Source organism: Paenibacillus taichungensis (assembly GCF_013359905.1).
Lineage (GTDB): Bacteria > Bacillota > Bacilli > Paenibacillales > Paenibacillaceae > Paenibacillus > Paenibacillus taichungensis.
Window position 1 is genome coordinate 666933 of the sequence record NZ_JABMCC010000118.1, and the last position, 15715, is coordinate 682647.

Consider the following 15715-nt stretch of genomic DNA (forward strand, 5'->3'; position numbering starts at 1 on the left):
TATAAGGAGAACACACGTGGATATCAAACAATGTCGCTATTTCATCGCGATTGCCGAGGAGAGACAGATCACGGCGGCAGCGCGCAGACTACACATGGCTCAGCCTCCTTTAAGCCAGCAGCTCAAGTTGATGGAAGACGAACTCGGCGTAGCTTTATTTGAACGCAAAGGACGCAGCATGGAGCTGACACAGGCCGGTCGAAGCTTCTATGATTATGCGGTTACGATGACCAAATACATGGAAGAAGCTGTCATGGAGATGCAGAGCTTCCGCTATGGTATTCGGGGCAAGTTGTCGCTTGGCATTAATACCATTTCAGATCGTTTGATCCCGCAGGCGCTCCAGCAGTTTCGGACAACACACCCTCAGGTGACCTATAAAATTCAGCAAAATGAATCTGCACAGCTCTGCCAGCTCTTGGGTGAAGGCAAAATCGAGCTTGCCTGTGTGCGGATGCCTGTCAAAACAGAACAATATGAAGTGCTGCATCTACCGCAGGAAGCTCTCTTCTATATTTCCTCCACACCGCTGAAGTCAGCGGATGAGCGTGGGATTTATTTTCAAAAGTTGGCCGATATCCCTCTCTTGCTTCCTAGCACTGAAGGACTCGGGATGTTCGAACTGATTTTACAGAAATTCCGTGAGCATCACGTGATTCCTTCCATTGCGGGCGAATGCTCGGATATTAACATGTTGTTGGAACTTGTGCGACTCGGTTTTGCAAGCTCCATCGTGCCCCATACGGTTCTTCAGCTTTATCATGAGCATCCGTTTCATATCTATCGTATTCAAGATGCGCAATCTGCCGTAGATTCTGCGCTTGTGTGGCATCGCAATCGTCATCTTTCCAAGCCCGCGCAGCACTTTGTGCAATTGGTTCAGGAGCTACTGCCTTCAAGCTCGGTATAGTGTCCAGCAGACATCGACCATCAATAATATCGTCCATATACTAAAAAGCAGCAGCCTTGCCGGAATAATTTCATCCGGCAAGACTGCTGCTTTTTGATGTTCGTTAAGCTTTTGCCGTGAACAACAATTCTTTTTCCTTAATCGTTGTACGCCCGGCAGACTCAATCGAATTATATTGATGCATGTTCGTAATGATAACCGGCGTAATCGTTGTGTAACCGGCTTTTTCGATTTCTTCTCTGTCGAATTCCATCAGTACATCACCAACGGCAACCTTCGCTCCTGCTTGAACTTTAGGGGAGAAGAATTGACCTTTCAGTTTCACGGTATCAATCCCGATGTGAATCAGCATTTCAGCGCCGTCATCACTAACGAGACCAATGGCATGTCCACTCTTCGACAACGAGAATACTGTACCGTTAATTGGAGAAACCACACGGCCTTCCGACGGCTGGATGGCAAAACCTTTACCCATAATCTCTTCCGAGAATGCAGGATCTGGAACTTCACTCAGTGATTTAACTTCACCAGTAATTGGGCTAAATACGTCTTGATCCAGTGCTTTAGTTTCTTCAACAGCAGTTACTGCGGAAGCAGAAGTCGTTGCTGCTGGTGTTGTAGGCTCAGCAGCTGGCGTTGCTTCAGCCGATTGTGGAGCATTGTCTTCTTGGAAACCAAGGATGTACGTCAGTACTGCCGCTGCTACGATGGCAATCAAACCACCAGCCAGAGCGTAGAGTAACGTGCTAATTGCCGGACTGATAAATGCTGCAATACTTGGCAGGCCCACTAGACCTGTAAGTACATAAGCTTTAACATTGACGATCCCCATGAATCCACCTGCAACAGCTCCACCGATCAGAGCTGCAATAAATGGTTTTTTGAACTTCATATTGATCCCGTACATCGCTGGTTCCGTAATCCCCATGATAGCAGTAAGACCTGTGGAATAAGCAAGCGATTTCGTTTTACCATTTTTCGATCTAAGACCAACACCAAATGCTGCACCACCTTGTGCCAAGTTAGCAGCAAACATCAGTGGAATAATAAAATCGTAACCAAGTGATGTCATCGAACCAACAATGATCGGCAACAGTGCATAGTGCATACCCGTAATGATCAGAAGTGACATCGTACCACCAATTAGGATACTTGCGAATATTGACATATTGTCGAACAACCATGAAATACCACCTGACAAACCATTACCGAGCACTGTACCCAATGGTCCAACCGTCATCAAGGTCAAAGGAACCATAATTAACAGGGTAACCGTTGGAACAATCAGAAGCTTAAGCGAAGCATGTGTAACACGATCAACCGCTTTCTCTACATAGGAAGCAATCCAGATTGCGAGAATAATCGGAATAACCGTAGAAGAATAGGTTGCTGCTATAACCTTAATGCCTACAAATGTGGTGTCACCATTGGCAAGCAAGGCTGTAATCGTCGGATGCATAATCCCCGCTGCCAGCGCTGCAGCAATATACATATTGCTACCGAGCTTGCGTGCGGCACTGATCGCCAGAATGATCGGCAGGAAGTAGAATGCACCATCACCGATAGCAGATAAGATGATATAAGTTGAACTGGTATCAGACAACCAACCTACAGCTACTAGGATTGCCACGATCCCTTTGATCATACCGGCACCCGTAATCGCTGGCAGAATCGGCGTGAATATTCCAGAAATAAAGTCGAACAATGCACTTACTGGATTTCTCTTTTTCTTCTCCCCAGTCGAAGCACTGGTTGATCCAGCGTCTGCATTCGGGGATTTGGACATGTTGCCTACAAGTGCATTATACACAACAGGCACATCGTTCCCGATAATGACCTGGAATTGTCCGCCATTCTCCATAACGCCCATAACGCCAGGTGTATTTTTCAGCGTCGCTTTGTCCGCTTTTTTGTTGTCATTCAGGTTAAACCGGAGTCTTGTCATACAGTGTGTGACTTGATCGATGTTCTCTTCGCCACCAACAAGCTTCAGAATATCCTTGGACAATTGTTGTTTATCCATTGTGTTTTGCTCCTTTTATGTGTAATGAAGGTAAAAAAAAACCTAAACACTGAATAATGACAAAGCAGTTTCAGCTTATCATTATTCAACGTTTAGGTTTTGCCTTTTTTGCAGTAACAATCCCAATTATTCAATTGTTTGTTCAGTTCTGACAACTCGTTCAATATGAATGGTCAGATATAGGATTTCTTCCTTGGATAAGACCCGGCTATAGATCTTGCGAGTATAGTCGTTAATCTTACAAGCACAAGCATGTGCCTCAGGATATTGTTTGCTCACCAGGTCATGAAGCGGATTATCTGCTTCCTTATCTTCAATTGCTGTACCGTGTAGTACGCGCTGAGCAAAGAACTTCAAATGTGTCAGGAATCGATAATAACTCAGCGAATCCTCATCCAGCTCAATGACAAAGCTGCGTCGTACAATGTTGAGTATATCTTTTACGATATTCGTAATGCTGATGGTTTCTCTCATCTCACCGTTCATCTGGGCATTGACCAGATGCATTGCGATGAATGCGCATTCGTCTTCAGGAAGCAGGACACCCAATGTTTCTTCAATAATCTGAAGTGCCTTGAGCCCAATGGCATATTCCTTGCGGTACATGCGCTTGATCTCCCAGAACAATGCGTTACGAATCTGCAAGCCTTGACGATGCCGGTCAATGGCAAAATGAATATGATCCGTCAGTGAAATGTAGATGCTCTCATGCAACTTCTCACCTAATACGGTCTCTGCATAACGGATAATTTCATCCGAGCATTCGACATATTCAACTGGAATATCTGACAGAAGCGTTTTCAGTTTCTGCGATACTTCCTTGCTTTCCAATGAGAATATTTTTTCGACCAGACTGTCGTCTATCGTTTCACCAGTATGCTTTTTGAAGGCTATGCCCCGTCCCATGACGACCAGTTCGTTTCCTCCTGGATCAATCACAGTAACTACATTGTTGTTCAGCACCTTCTCAATTTTCATTTCTTCACATCACCTTGCACCGTCAAAGTAGTAAAAGGCAAAACCAAAGCTGGTCATGAAACACATGCCCCGCTTCTGGTTTTGCCTGATTGAACAGTAACAATCCAGTATTCATTAGCCTTAGGCCTATCTTACCATATAATTATCCATCTGACAATGTTTTTGTGAAAGCGGTTAATGTGCTTGAATATGACACAAGAAGATGCTGCCCACATATGTCTTTGGAACTAGAAATTAATGGTTGTCGGATTTTAGACTTGCGCCGTTTGTACCAATAACTTCTTTGTACCAATGGAATGATTTTTTCTTGTAACGATCCAGGGTACCTGATCCGTCATTGTTACGATCCACATAGATGAAGCCATAGCGTTTCTTCATCTCTGCTGTGGATGCACTCACCAGATCGATGCAGCCCCATGAGGTATAACCCATGACTTCAACGCCGTCTTCAATCGCTTCGCCTACTTGTACCAAGTGATCATTCAGGTACTGAATCCGGTAATCATCATTCACCGTTTTATTGCCATTTTCGTCAGTGACTAGCTCATCGGCTGCACCCAAACCATTTTCGACAATAAACAATGGTTTTTGATAACGATCCCAGTATTTATTGAGCGTTACGCGCAGGCCTTGCGGGTCAATCTGCCAGCCCCATTCACTTGCTTTGAGGTAAGGGTTCTGTACACCTGCAAACAGATTCCCTTTGCCTTCAACACGTTTCTGTGGGTCACCTGTCTCACAAATACTTACATAGTAACTGAACGAGATGAAGTCCACCGTATGTTTCAGAATTTCAGCATCGCCATCTTCAAACTTGATGTTGATATTATTCGCTTTGAAGTAACGATTGATGTATTTCGGATAATAGCCACGTGCATGAATATCGGCAAAGATGTCATTCCGCTGTTCTGCATGCATTGCAGCTACCACATCATCCGGATTTGGTGTCAATGGATAGGTTGGCATACTGAGTACCATACAGCCAATTTTCGCTTCAGGCATAATCTCATGACCCAGTTTTACTGCCAGCGCACTTGCCACCAGCTCATGGTGGATTGCTTGGTACAGATCCTGTTTGGACAGTTCCGCTTTTGGTGTAAAGATGCCGCCACTCATGAATGGTTCTTCCAGAATGGAGTTAATTTCATTAAACGTCAGCCAGTATTTTACTTTGCCTTTGAAACGGTTAAACAAGACGGTTACATAACGCTCGTAGAAATCAATCATTTTCCGGTTAACCCAGCCGTCATACGTTTTGGACAAATGCAGCGGTGTCTCATAATGAGAAATCGTTACGAGGGGTTCAATCCCGTATTTGTGGCACTCGTCAAACAGGTCATCATAGAACTGCAGACCTTTTTCATTTGGCTCCAATTCATCACCTTTAGGGAAAATACGGGACCAGGCAATGGATGTACGGAATACTTTGAAGCCCATTTCAGCAAACAACTTAACATCCTCTTTGTAACGGTTGTAGAAATCGATACCGATCAATTTCAGGTTATCCTCTGTCGGTCCTTCCGTTCTTGGCGTCGTAATCCCATGGGGCATTACATCCTGAACAGACAGGCCTTTGCCATCTGTATTGTAGGCTCCTTCGAGCTGATTGGCTGCGACTGCGCCGCCCCATAGAAAATCCTTCGGAAATGGTGTCGTCATATCTGTCATTCCTCTCTGGTTACGTTGTACTCATTCTTTGTTAAAACGGTTGACCCTATGCCCGTGAACACATCAAAAAGCGGACAATGCGCAACTAAAAGGGCTTCAAATCAGCCTGCTTTCTGTTGGGTTTTGCCCGCTTTATGCGGTAACAATCCTCGAATAACCTAATTACTTACAGCGATCCGGGTTTAAGATACAGGAATCAGATCAAATTATAGTTGCTCACCATTGCTGGCAATTACGTTTTTGTACCAGTCAAATGAATCTTTCTTCGAACGTTTGAGTGTTCCATTACCTTCGTCGTCCAAATCCACGTAGATGAAACCATAACGTTTGGACATTTCAGACGTGGACATGCTCACGAGGTCAATCGGGCCCCATGCTGTAAATCCAATCAGATCCACACCGTCTTTGATCGCTTCTTTCATTTGTTCGATGTGTTTCTTCAGGTAATCCACACGATAGGAGTCATGGATTGAACCGTCTTCTTCAACACGGTCATATGCACCCAGGCCATTTTCTACGATGAACAATGGTTTCTGGTAGCGATCCCAGAAGTTATTCAACGTTACGCGCAGACCGATCGGATCGATCTCCCAGCCCCAGTCGGAAGCTTCCAGATAAGGGTTTTTCACACCGCCAGTCAGGTTACCTGTTGTTTCTTCTTTGTCTGCGGATGCAGATTTGGTTACGGACATGTAGTAACTGAAGGAAATGAAATCAACGGTATTATTGAGCAAGATCTCATCATCGCCTGCTTCTTTCTGAATTACGATGTTATTTTCTTCAAAATAACGAGCCATGTAGTTCGGGTATTGACCACGAGCATGCATATCCGTGAAGAAGAGGTTAATCTGATTCTCATGTTGCGCCAGACGAACATCTACCGGATTACAAGTCGCCGGGTACGTTTCCATCCGAGCGAGCATACAGCCCACTTGGGAACTAGGAATAATCTCATGGGCAAGCTTGGTTACCAGTGCACTAGCTACAAATTGGTGATGCAGCGCTTGATATGTCGTTTGCAGTTGGTTGTCCACTTTATCGATCAGGATACCGCCGCCTGTGTATGGGCTAAACAGCATCACGTTGATTTCGTTAAACGTCAACCAGTATTTCACTTTATTTTTATAACGGTTGAACACAGTCTCTGCATATCTCACATAGTGTCCAATCACTTCACGACCTGCCCAACCATTGTATTTCTGTGTCAGACCCAGCGGAGTTTCATAGTGAGACAAGGTTACCAGCGGTTCAATGCCGTATTTCAATAGTTCGTCGAAGACGTCGTCATAGAATTTCAAACCAGCTTCGTTCGGCTCTTGGTCATAACCATTCGGGAAAATACGTGCCCAGTGAATGGACAAACGGAACACTTTGAAGCCCATTTCAGCAAATAATGCGATATCTTCTTTATAATGATGATAGAAATCAATACCAAAACGTTTAGGGAAACGTTCTTCAATTTTGCCGGAGAGGATCTCTTCAATTCGTGTAGAGGAGATTTCCATGGCATGTCCGCCTGTACGCTTCTCTTTGGGAACATGCGCAATCATATCCGCAGTAGAGAGACCTTTGCCGTCCTTATCGAATGCACCTTCTAATTGGTTGGCAGCTGTAGCGCCTCCCCACAGGAAGTTTTCGGGGAATCCTTTTTTTGCCGTGGTCATAACGAACAACCTCTTTTCGAATTTTATTTGGGTTTTTCCCGAATACAGCGGCTGTATTTCAGGCCAAAAAACAAGAAAAACCTAAACTCAAGGTAAAATAGCTCGCAAAAAAAGAGCCTTCATTTCACCATCAGTTTAGGTTTTGCCTGTCTGCACAGTTACAATCCATCAAAAGATGTTATTGCGTATTCGGTTGTTTTCTCTTGTAATGTAAGCGTAACATATCTATTTTGCAAAATCAACTTTCCGTTTTATGCACTCGCTGACCACCTTTGGACGTTATCGAGGCATTCGCATAATCGCTGCTCTTAGGGCATTTGTATCCCCGTATTCGAGATAGCTGGCAGGACTTTCGTCGCCCAATGCAGGAACTTTCATGTCTATCCATCTTAGCGCATATTCACCCATTTCAACTAATATAACCTTGCTAATATCTGCCGGAATCCCCCGCTGCTCTGCACATTCAGCCCATTTTGGGTCCACATGTAAATATGATTTTTCAAAGAGTTGCACAAATGAGTCCCAACTGCCCTGATTAAATTCCGCCAGATATAACTCTTTCATACTCATGTAAATTCCCTCCCTGAAATAGACATCGTAACCCCCAAGTCCTACGATAAGCAATTCATCCTTAAGCCGCTTGAAACCGATTTGGAAAAAGGTAGACTTAATTTTAAATGTTTTTCGGGAAAATGAATAGCCAAGGAGGAACACAACAATGACTGAAGAAGCAAACACATCCGGTTGGGATGCCATTGATATAGCAGTTGGTAAGTTATATGGAGATCAGGAACCACTTCACTATGGTACAGCCATTCCTTATATGCTCGGTGGACCTGATCCGCTAAATGGAATTAGCGTATACAAAGTGGATGCCCCCATACCTCACTGGCATTTCATTACCTATGGTTTTTCAGAACTGTATGAGAAGGAATCGGAGGATCTCGAGCATAGCGGTTATGGATTTGAAATGACGTTTCGGCTTACCCGGAGTGAGGGTGAGTCCATACCCCCGTCTTGGGCTCTGAATCTATTACAGAACGTTGGACGATATGTTTTTACTAGCGGGAACGTGTTTCATGCAGGAGATTACATGGATGCAAATGGCCCCATTTGTCTCGGCTCAGATACATTACTAACCGCACTTTCTTTTATTGAAGATCCTGATCTGACAGAGATCTCCACACCCAATGGAACGGTGAAATTCATTCAGATGGTGGGAATCACCGGTCTGGAACTCGAAACGATGCAAACATGGAACACTCGCGGATTGTTAGCAGCCTTTGTTGAATTCATGCCAAAATACGTTACGGATCTCATGAGAAATTCATATTTGGATATCCCCTCAGTGATACAGGCTGTTGAGCGCGGGATTGAAGAGGAAGGTTCCAGTACAGCATTTTTATTCATACAACAACTGGCCTGGATATCTCCACGCAAGAGAATACTGCAAAAAAGTGTACCCGCTGAACTCCAGATCGGAGCAAAACAAGCCCAAATTATCGGAAAAATACTACGTAGCCGCTTTTCAAAAGGCGCTCCACTGTCCCTAATCGGATCAGGAGTGAACATTACGTTCGAAGCCGGGGGGACACCTTCATTTTCTGAGGATGGCAACCAGATTAAGGTAGTTGTGCATGAACAAACCGTATCGGAGTTAGTTGCAAACCTTCGCCCAGTCGAGCAAACATTTGAAATTGCTTCACTACCCGGCGTTCTCTTTCGAATTGCCCGCACTGAAATTACCGATCAGGATGGTCATGTGATCGAAACCATCGGTTGATCACAAGGAGGTAACCATATGTCAAGAACATCTTCCTTACGGAAGAGCTGGTCCGAGAGCGAAAATTATACTCCCGGTATGGCAAATATTCAATATTTAACGAAAACCAATCTGGACAGGATTCGCAAAATCAATCATTTTCTGATTAACGCCTTCCAGCAGAGTCTCTCGGATATCAAAGAAAACCTGTCCAACACATATCTCTTTCTGCTCACCGACGCGCATGGAGTTCTGCTTGCCATGGATTATAGCCCCGATCTGGAACAAGTGGTGAAACAGTCACCCATCCGCCCGGGTATGATCTTTACAGCTAGAAGCTGTGGCGTCAATGCCATATCCAAATCTATGGATAAACATGGGCCTGTTCAGCTGTCCCCTGAGCAGCATGAGAATCCACTTTTTCAGAACTGGCATTGCTACGCTGCACCTTTGTCGGTCGGTCTTCAACATGTTGGCTACCTAGACGTCTCCACCATTAATGCAGACATCCAGAGTGAGCTGATTGCAATCGCCAAGCTGATCCCGGCCCATATGCAAAATCGGTATCAATCTAACCTTGCCTCGTCGGTAACGGATCAGCCATCGATTGAATTCACCAAGCGACAGTTAACCATTCTGAAAATGATCTCTAACGGACTGACAGTTAAAGCCATTGCTTTGAAATTGAAAATAAAGGAATGCACCGTAAATCACCATAAAAAAGTGATTTTTAACAAATTAGGTGTACAATCCAGCACGGAAGCTGTTTCAATTGCCAGCCGTCTGTCTTATCTATAAAGGTACACCTATAGATTCCTATAGGTGGTCAACACGAACATCTGTGCTAAGATTTTTAGGTACACATGAATTAGAGAGAGAACAAGAACACACACACATTTTCAGGAGGGTAATATGTCTAATCCAAAAAAAGCTTCATTGTTTGCCATGTTAATTATGATTCTGTTGGTTGCTGCAGCCTGCGGCGACAAAGCGGATAACAACGCCAAATCGAAAGAATCCACTGCAACAGAAACCACTGCCGGCACAGATACAGACACAGCCAAGACAGAAGATACGGAGAACACGGAGAGCTCCGAAGCATCCACTTCCGAGTCCAAGGAAACAGATAACTCCAAAGACGTTGAATTGGGAACTACGGAAAAAGGCTCTTACAACAATGACTATTTCGGTGTTTCGTTGAAATTCCCCGAAGCTTGGGAGTTCCAGGATGCCGCAGGCATGAACGAGCTGACTAACGCTTCCTCCGAAGTTATTGCTGGAGACGATGAAACGAAGAAAAAACAAATTGAGCTATCTCAGGCCAAAACACTGAACCTGTTGATGGCTTCACAATATCCATTGGACGGAAGTCAAGTTGGCCCTTCCGCCATGGCGATTGCTGAAAAAGTAAGCCTGCTGCAAGGAATTCGTACCGGTAAAGATTATCTGAAAGCAACGAAGAAATTCATGGAGGACAGCCAGTTCCCTTATGAATACAAGGAATTCACAACCGAAACCATCGGTGGCAAAGAGATGGATCTGATGCAAATTACGATGGATGCGGGCAATGGTTCAACCATTACGCAAGATTACTACAGCACCATTATTGAAGGTTATGCATTCAACTTCATCTTCACCTATTTGGATGATACTACAAAGGCCGAGATCGACAACATCAAGAAATCCGTTCAGTTCAAATAATACACTCACTGTCACAGTGCCTGATGTGCATGAATAGAACCCCGCGCAATGACCTTCCACAGATCATTGCCGGGGTTCTTTTTCGAGTAAAAATGAATGTTTCACCTTATCCGGAAATGGCCACCCAATGTCCCTCTTTGACTTCCACCCATCGGGACTGCTCCAGATTATAGCGATCTTCCACTTCTACCGTCTCTCTTGGGGCTTCGTTTACAGCATGACGTTTTTTCTTCGCTTCCACAGCCGGGTCCGGAACCGGAATAGCCGATAACAAGGCCTTTGTGTACGCATGCTGAGGGTTCGAATATAGTTCTTCACTTTCTGCTAACTCCACAATCTTCCCATTATACATGACAGCTACACGATCACTGATATGTTTAACCATGGACAAATCATGTGCAATGAACAGGTATGTCAGACCGAGTCGCTGCTGCAATTCTTCAAGCAGCTGTACGATCTGAGCCTGAATGGACACATCCAACGCAGACAAAGGCTCGTCACATACAATAAATTCAGGTTCCACGGCCAGCGCACGAGCGATTCCAATCCGCTGCCGCTGACCACCCGAAAATTCATGAGGGTATCTCTGGGCATGAGCCGGATCGAGACCCACCATCTCCAGCAATTCCTCCACACGTTTTTCCCGCTCAGCGGGGCTGCCGGCAAGATGGTGAATATCCAAGGCTTCCCCAATAATGTCCATAATTCTAAATTTCGGATTAAGCGAGGCATACGGATCCTGGAAAATAATTTGCATATGCCGCCTCATCGTTTTCATCTCTGAGGCAGAGAGGCGGTTGAGCGGCACTCCTTTAAACAGCACATCCCCACCTGTAGGTTCATGCAGTCGTAGAATGGCTCTGCCTGTAGTCGATTTCCCGCTGCCCGATTCGCCTACGACCCCAAGCGTCTCCCCTTGGCGAATCTCGAAACTGATATCGTTCACAGCTTTTAAAGTGTTGCCTTTCCCCAAATTAAAATGTTGTTTGAGGGACTTCACTTCCAGTAAAGGCTGATCATCTTCCAGATCGCGTGGCACCAACGAGACGAGTTTCGGCTTTTTCTTCTCATCCAGTCGAGGTAATGCATTCAACAGCCTGGACGTGTACGGATGCTTCGGATTTGCAAAAATCTCTGTAGTTGTGCCGGATTCCACAATCTGCCCGTCTTTCATGACCACGACCCGATCACACATGCCTGCCACTACTCCGAGATCATGGGTAATCAGAATAATAGAAGTTCCCAGCTGTGCCTGCATATCTTTCATCAAATTTAAGATTTGGGCCTGGATAGTAACATCAAGCGCAGTTGTAGGTTCATCCGCAATCAGCAATTCAGGACGGCAAGCAAGAGCAATAGCGATCATCACCCGCTGACGCATACCTCCGGAGAATTCATGTGGGTACTGATTGAAACGTATTTCACTCCGGGTGATACCAACGAGCTCCAGCATGGCAATCGCCTGCTTCTTCGCTTCCCCTCTGGAAAGCTTCTGATGTTTAATCAGACTTTCGGTGATCTGTTTTCCGATTTTCACAGTCGGATTAAGCGAGCTCATAGGGTCCTGAAAGATCATGCCGATGTCACGGCCACGGATACTCTCCATCTCTTTTTGCGTTTTATGGACAAGGTCTACCCCTTTAAACAGAATCTCACCCTTTTTCATCTGCGAAGGAGGCGAGGCAAGCAGCCGCATAATGGAACGTGCCGTAACACTCTTCCCACTGCCGGATTCCCCTACAATGCCAAGCGTTTCGCCTTTCCGCACTTCAAAACTGACTTCTTTCACCGCCTGAAATTCACTTTCTCCGGAATGAAAAGAAACGGACAACTCATTTACTTTCAACAAAGGTTGCATGTGATCACCAGCCCTCATCCATATTTTCACATGTGCTCATATGTATACTCTTCCATACCTTGACAATTAAATAGACTCTAAATAATATATACTATATCAATCGGAATAATGCAATTTAAAATGAGATGAAAGGAGGCTCGCATGGTTTGAATCTTGCAAAAGGCAGCAAAATGTCACAGCTTGTTTACACACTGGGATTTAATTATGGCAAAATGCTGCTTCATCCCTCCTATCGATATGTTCTATTTATTCTTGGACTGCCCGTTAATTTGGTTGTGCTTCTGATCTGGCAATCAAGACGAAAAAGGGATGACTGGGCCGTGGTTCAACAAGCTGTTGAGCGCGATATGCTCTCCACTTCTTACCGGGATAAACTTCGAATGGACGTTGAAGAACAGTTGAGGCGTAAACACCGTTTCTTTCGGCAGCAAGTTAGTGAGGCAGAGTTTAAGCGTCAGACCGAGGAATGGCTGGAGGAATCCGTTCAGAAGGAGTTAAAGGAACGAACGTTCAGCAAGCTTCAGGAACAGGGAAAACAGCGACTGACGATGGCTGATACATTCCAATCGATGATTGATAAACCTTGGTTCCTTGCGATATCAGTTATTCCGGGCTGTCTGATGTACGCCATGATGTTTTTGTATGGCAATCCTTATCTAAAGTACATATTCGAAAGAATTCTGATGACGGTATTCGTCATTTTGGGCGTAGCAACACTTGTATTCACCATCTTGTACCTGTCTCCATTCAATCCGGCGGCCAACATTCTCGGAGAGACAGCGACACAGGAACAGATCGCAGCTTTTAACCATGTGTATGGCCTCGATCAGCCCTATCTTGTCCAGCTCTGGAACAATATCAAGGGCATAGCGCTATTTGATCTCGGCAAGTCTTTTTCAGGGAATGAAGATGTCACGGCTACGATCGCCAGAAAGTTTCCAATCACGTTAACACTGGCCGTTATCTCCTTGCTGCTTGCCCTAGTCATTGCATTGCCAATCGGCATCATCTCGGCGATCAAGCCTAATTCACTGTTTGATTACACATTCATGTTTATTGCATTGATTGGATTATCGATTCCGAATTTCTGGCAAGGACTGATTTTCATCCTGAATTTTTCGATCAAGCTTCAGTGGCTTCCGGCTACCTTCAATCCACAGAACTGGCTATCTATTATTATGCCAACGATTGTTCTGGGAACGGGATTAACCGCTGCGGTGGCCCGTATGACTCGGTCTTCCACACTGGAAGTTATTCATGAGGATTACGTGATGACTGCTCGTGCCAAAGGATTAAGTGAACGACAGGTTCTGCTGAAACATGCTGTGCGCAATGCGCTAATTCCAATCGTAACCGTTGTAGGTCTTCAATTCGGAGGCATGCTTGGCGGGGCGGCTGTAACGGAGAAAGTATTTAATATCAGCGGACTTGGCAGCTACATTGTGGATAAACAGTTTATCCCTGATATTCCGAGCATTATGGGCGGGGTCATATACACAGCGATTACAATCTCCATCATCAATGTTGTGGTAGATCTGTTGTACGCTTTTGTCGATCCCAGGGTTCGTTCCAAGATGAAACAATATTAAAGCAGGTGCACTATGACAAAATCGGGTTCACTTACACAAGAAATACGTTTTCGGCTTAAGTCTTCACAGGAGTACAGTCAGGCGAGCTTCGCCTGGGTCACTTCCCTTCTCTTGTCAGTGTTACTGTTGTTCAACAGTTATGACTGGAGCCTTCAGGAGTTCAGACCATTTCTGCTGACTGCGCTTGGAATCTACCTATTCTTCACGCTGGTCCAGAGTGTACTGACGCTTCGGATTCGGAGAGACCTGATTCAGAAGGGGACAATCTCTGTTCTGACTCGCCGACTCGCCTGGGTCCAGCTGTTGGGTATCATTTCAGGCAATATCTTTATCGTGACGGCCGCTTTTCATCTGATCAAGAAAACAAAAAGCATTGAGTATACATTTGCGGTGTATATGCTGCTGACCCAGCTGTTCGTTATTGGGGTCTCGGCACTCAATATGTTTAAAGCATATGTTGCGGATACGTTTTTGCCAGCTATGGCTGTGCTCGTACTTGTGCTTGTCATCGATCTGGTGGTGCTGTTTATCGTATCCCGGTATACGTCAGCCTCGACCATCCCACGCTGGATGCTGGGCGTGAGCGTGATCCTGATTCTGACTTCGGTCACAGGAAATGTATTTGCACTGCTGCTGGGTATCTCCATCATTGGACGAATCCGCAGACAGGGTAAACAAAAATCCAACTTCTGGAATGATCTGTGGGAGCGTCTTGCTCCGAATGTCACGGCAATGTCCGGTTTGTTTTTTATCATTTTCCTGTTCTCGATATCGATTTGCAGCTTCTTTACTTTTGATTACAGCATGGCTGTAGAAAATAACTACTCGGCCTTGCTTCAGTCCCCATCGCTCGCCTATCCCTTGGGAACGGATGACTTTGGACGATGTTTATTTTCCCGGATTGTATTTGGCGCCCGTATATCATTAATCGTAGGCTTCATGTCAACCCTGATTCCAGTACTGATAGGCGGTATTCTCGGAGCCTTCTCGGGATTCTATGGGAGACACACAGACAATATCATCATGCGACTGCTGGATATTCTCTATGCTATTCCGGGTATTCTGCTCGCTATCGCCATCATTGCGGCGTTCGGGGCCAACACAGTCAATCTTATTCTGGCACTCAGCTTGGGTTCGATCCCAACTTATGCACGAACGATGAGGGCTAGTGTGCTCTATGTATCTACTTTTGAATTTGTTGAAGCTGCACGTGCACTGGGTTACAACAATCGCTCCATTATTTTCAAACATATTATTCCGAACTCGCTCGCACCCATGATTATCAAGTCTACACTTACGATTGGCGGAGCGGTCATTGCCACCAGCAGTCTGAGTTATTTGGGGCTCGGCGTGGAGCCGCATATCCCCGAGTGGGGCAATATTCTGAAGCTGGGCAGCACGTATCTGGAAACCCATTCGTATCTGGCCATCTATCCAGGTCTTGCGATCATTCTGCTCGTGCTCTCGTTCAACTTTCTGGGTGACGGACTACGCGACGCGCTTGATCCGAAGCTCGAAAAGGCTTAACCACTGCTACAATATTCAACTCAAACTCAATTTGA

General features: G+C 45.2%; 12 protein-coding genes. 6 read left to right on the forward strand and 6 right to left on the reverse strand.

Features of this window, described 5'->3' with window-relative positions; translation table 11 throughout:
- Nucleotides 1–16: 16 nt before the first annotated feature.
- Nucleotides 17–910 carry a LysR family transcriptional regulator gene (locus HP548_RS26250; RefSeq protein WP_099857111.1) on the forward strand — a complete coding sequence of 298 codons (894 nt, stop codon included), beginning with the start codon at nucleotides 17–19 and terminating at the stop codon, nucleotides 908–910.
- A 103-nt stretch (nucleotides 911–1013) separates the two neighbouring features.
- Here the strand turns inward: HP548_RS26250 and HP548_RS26255 are convergent, their stop codons facing one another.
- The 5 genes from HP548_RS26255 to HP548_RS26275 all read right to left on the reverse strand — a co-directional run bounded on the left by HP548_RS26255 (nucleotide 1014) and on the right by HP548_RS26275 (nucleotide 7813).
- On the reverse strand, nucleotides 1014–2933 hold the full coding sequence (locus HP548_RS26255) for a beta-glucoside-specific PTS transporter subunit IIABC (RefSeq protein ID WP_099857110.1): 1920 nt from the start codon (nucleotides 2931–2933) through the stop codon (nucleotides 1014–1016).
- Nucleotides 2934–3059: 126 nt separating this feature from the next.
- Nucleotides 3060–3911 carry a BglG family transcription antiterminator LicT gene (licT, locus tag HP548_RS26260; RefSeq protein ID WP_053781440.1) on the reverse strand — a complete coding sequence of 284 codons (852 nt, stop codon included), beginning with the start codon at nucleotides 3909–3911 and terminating at the stop codon, nucleotides 3060–3062.
- A 234-nt stretch (nucleotides 3912–4145) separates the two neighbouring features.
- Nucleotides 4146–5570 carry a glycoside hydrolase family 1 protein gene (locus HP548_RS26265; RefSeq protein WP_099857108.1) on the reverse strand — a complete coding sequence of 475 codons (1425 nt, stop codon included), beginning with the start codon at nucleotides 5568–5570 and terminating at the stop codon, nucleotides 4146–4148.
- Between the two features lie 215 nt (nucleotides 5571–5785).
- On the reverse strand, nucleotides 5786–7243 hold the full coding sequence (locus HP548_RS26270; RefSeq protein WP_175383254.1) for a glycoside hydrolase family 1 protein: 1458 nt from the start codon (nucleotides 7241–7243) through the stop codon (nucleotides 5786–5788).
- Nucleotides 7244–7522: 279 nt separating this feature from the next.
- The gene (locus HP548_RS26275) at nucleotides 7523–7813 is read right to left on the reverse strand and encodes a hypothetical protein (protein ID WP_099857106.1); all 291 of its coding nucleotides are present in this window, start codon (nucleotides 7811–7813) and stop codon (nucleotides 7523–7525) included.
- 148 nt (nucleotides 7814–7961) lie between these two features.
- Here HP548_RS26275 and HP548_RS26280 point away from each other — a divergent pair, with 148 nt between their 5' ends.
- From HP548_RS26280 to HP548_RS26290, 3 genes are all read left to right on the forward strand, one after another.
- On the forward strand, nucleotides 7962–9026 hold the full coding sequence (locus tag HP548_RS26280; RefSeq protein WP_175383255.1) for a suppressor of fused domain protein: 1065 nt from the start codon (nucleotides 7962–7964) through the stop codon (nucleotides 9024–9026).
- Nucleotides 9027–9044: 18 nt separating this feature from the next.
- On the forward strand, nucleotides 9045–9803 hold the full coding sequence (locus HP548_RS26285; RefSeq protein WP_175383256.1) for a LuxR C-terminal-related transcriptional regulator: 759 nt from the start codon (nucleotides 9045–9047) through the stop codon (nucleotides 9801–9803).
- A gap of 114 nt (nucleotides 9804–9917) precedes the next feature.
- Nucleotides 9918–10706 carry a hypothetical protein gene (locus HP548_RS26290; RefSeq protein ID WP_063565378.1) on the forward strand — a complete coding sequence of 263 codons (789 nt, stop codon included), beginning with the start codon at nucleotides 9918–9920 and terminating at the stop codon, nucleotides 10704–10706.
- A 106-nt stretch (nucleotides 10707–10812) separates the two neighbouring features.
- Here the strand turns inward: HP548_RS26290 and HP548_RS33780 are convergent, their stop codons facing one another.
- On the reverse strand, nucleotides 10813–12564 hold the full coding sequence (locus HP548_RS33780; protein ID WP_099857098.1) for an ABC transporter ATP-binding protein: 1752 nt from the start codon (nucleotides 12562–12564) through the stop codon (nucleotides 10813–10815).
- 146 nt (nucleotides 12565–12710) lie between these two features.
- Between HP548_RS33780 and HP548_RS26300 the strand changes: the two genes are divergently transcribed.
- Together HP548_RS26300 and HP548_RS26305 are read left to right on the forward strand one after the other, a co-directional pair.
- Nucleotides 12711–14153 carry an ABC transporter permease gene (locus HP548_RS26300; RefSeq protein ID WP_175383257.1) on the forward strand — a complete coding sequence of 481 codons (1443 nt, stop codon included), beginning with the start codon at nucleotides 12711–12713 and terminating at the stop codon, nucleotides 14151–14153.
- Between the two features lie 12 nt (nucleotides 14154–14165).
- A complete protein-coding gene (locus HP548_RS26305; RefSeq protein WP_175383258.1) occupies nucleotides 14166–15680 on the forward strand; it encodes an ABC transporter permease in 1515 nt (504 codons plus the stop codon).
- The last annotated feature ends 35 nt before the right edge of the window (nucleotides 15681–15715 follow it).

Excerpts from the sequence above, each read along its gene's own strand:
- HP548_RS26255 (WP_099857110.1), bottom strand. The coding sequence starts at position 2,933 with ATGGATAAACAACAATTGTCCAAGGATATTCTGAAGCTTGTTGGTGGC.
- licT (WP_053781440.1), bottom strand. The coding sequence starts at position 3,911 with ATGAAAATTGAGAAGGTGCTGAACAACAATGTAGTTACTGTGATTGAT.
- HP548_RS26265 (WP_099857108.1), bottom strand. The coding sequence starts at position 5,570 with ATGACGACACCATTTCCGAAGGATTTTCTATGGGGCGGCGCAGTCGCA.
- HP548_RS26270 (WP_175383254.1), bottom strand. The coding sequence starts at position 7,243 with ATGACCACGGCAAAAAAAGGATTCCCCGAAAACTTCCTGTGGGGAGGC.
- HP548_RS26275 (WP_099857106.1), bottom strand. The coding sequence starts at position 7,813 with ATGAGTATGAAAGAGTTATATCTGGCGGAATTTAATCAGGGCAGTTGG.
- HP548_RS26280 (WP_175383255.1), top strand. The coding sequence starts at position 7,962 with ATGACTGAAGAAGCAAACACATCCGGTTGGGATGCCATTGATATAGCA.
- HP548_RS26285 (WP_175383256.1), top strand. The coding sequence starts at position 9,045 with ATGTCAAGAACATCTTCCTTACGGAAGAGCTGGTCCGAGAGCGAAAAT.
- HP548_RS26290 (WP_063565378.1), top strand. The coding sequence starts at position 9,918 with ATGTCTAATCCAAAAAAAGCTTCATTGTTTGCCATGTTAATTATGATT.
- HP548_RS33780 (WP_099857098.1), bottom strand. The coding sequence starts at position 12,564 with ATGCAACCTTTGTTGAAAGTAAATGAGTTGTCCGTTTCTTTTCATTCC.
- HP548_RS26305 (WP_175383258.1), top strand. The coding sequence starts at position 14,166 with ATGACAAAATCGGGTTCACTTACACAAGAAATACGTTTTCGGCTTAAG.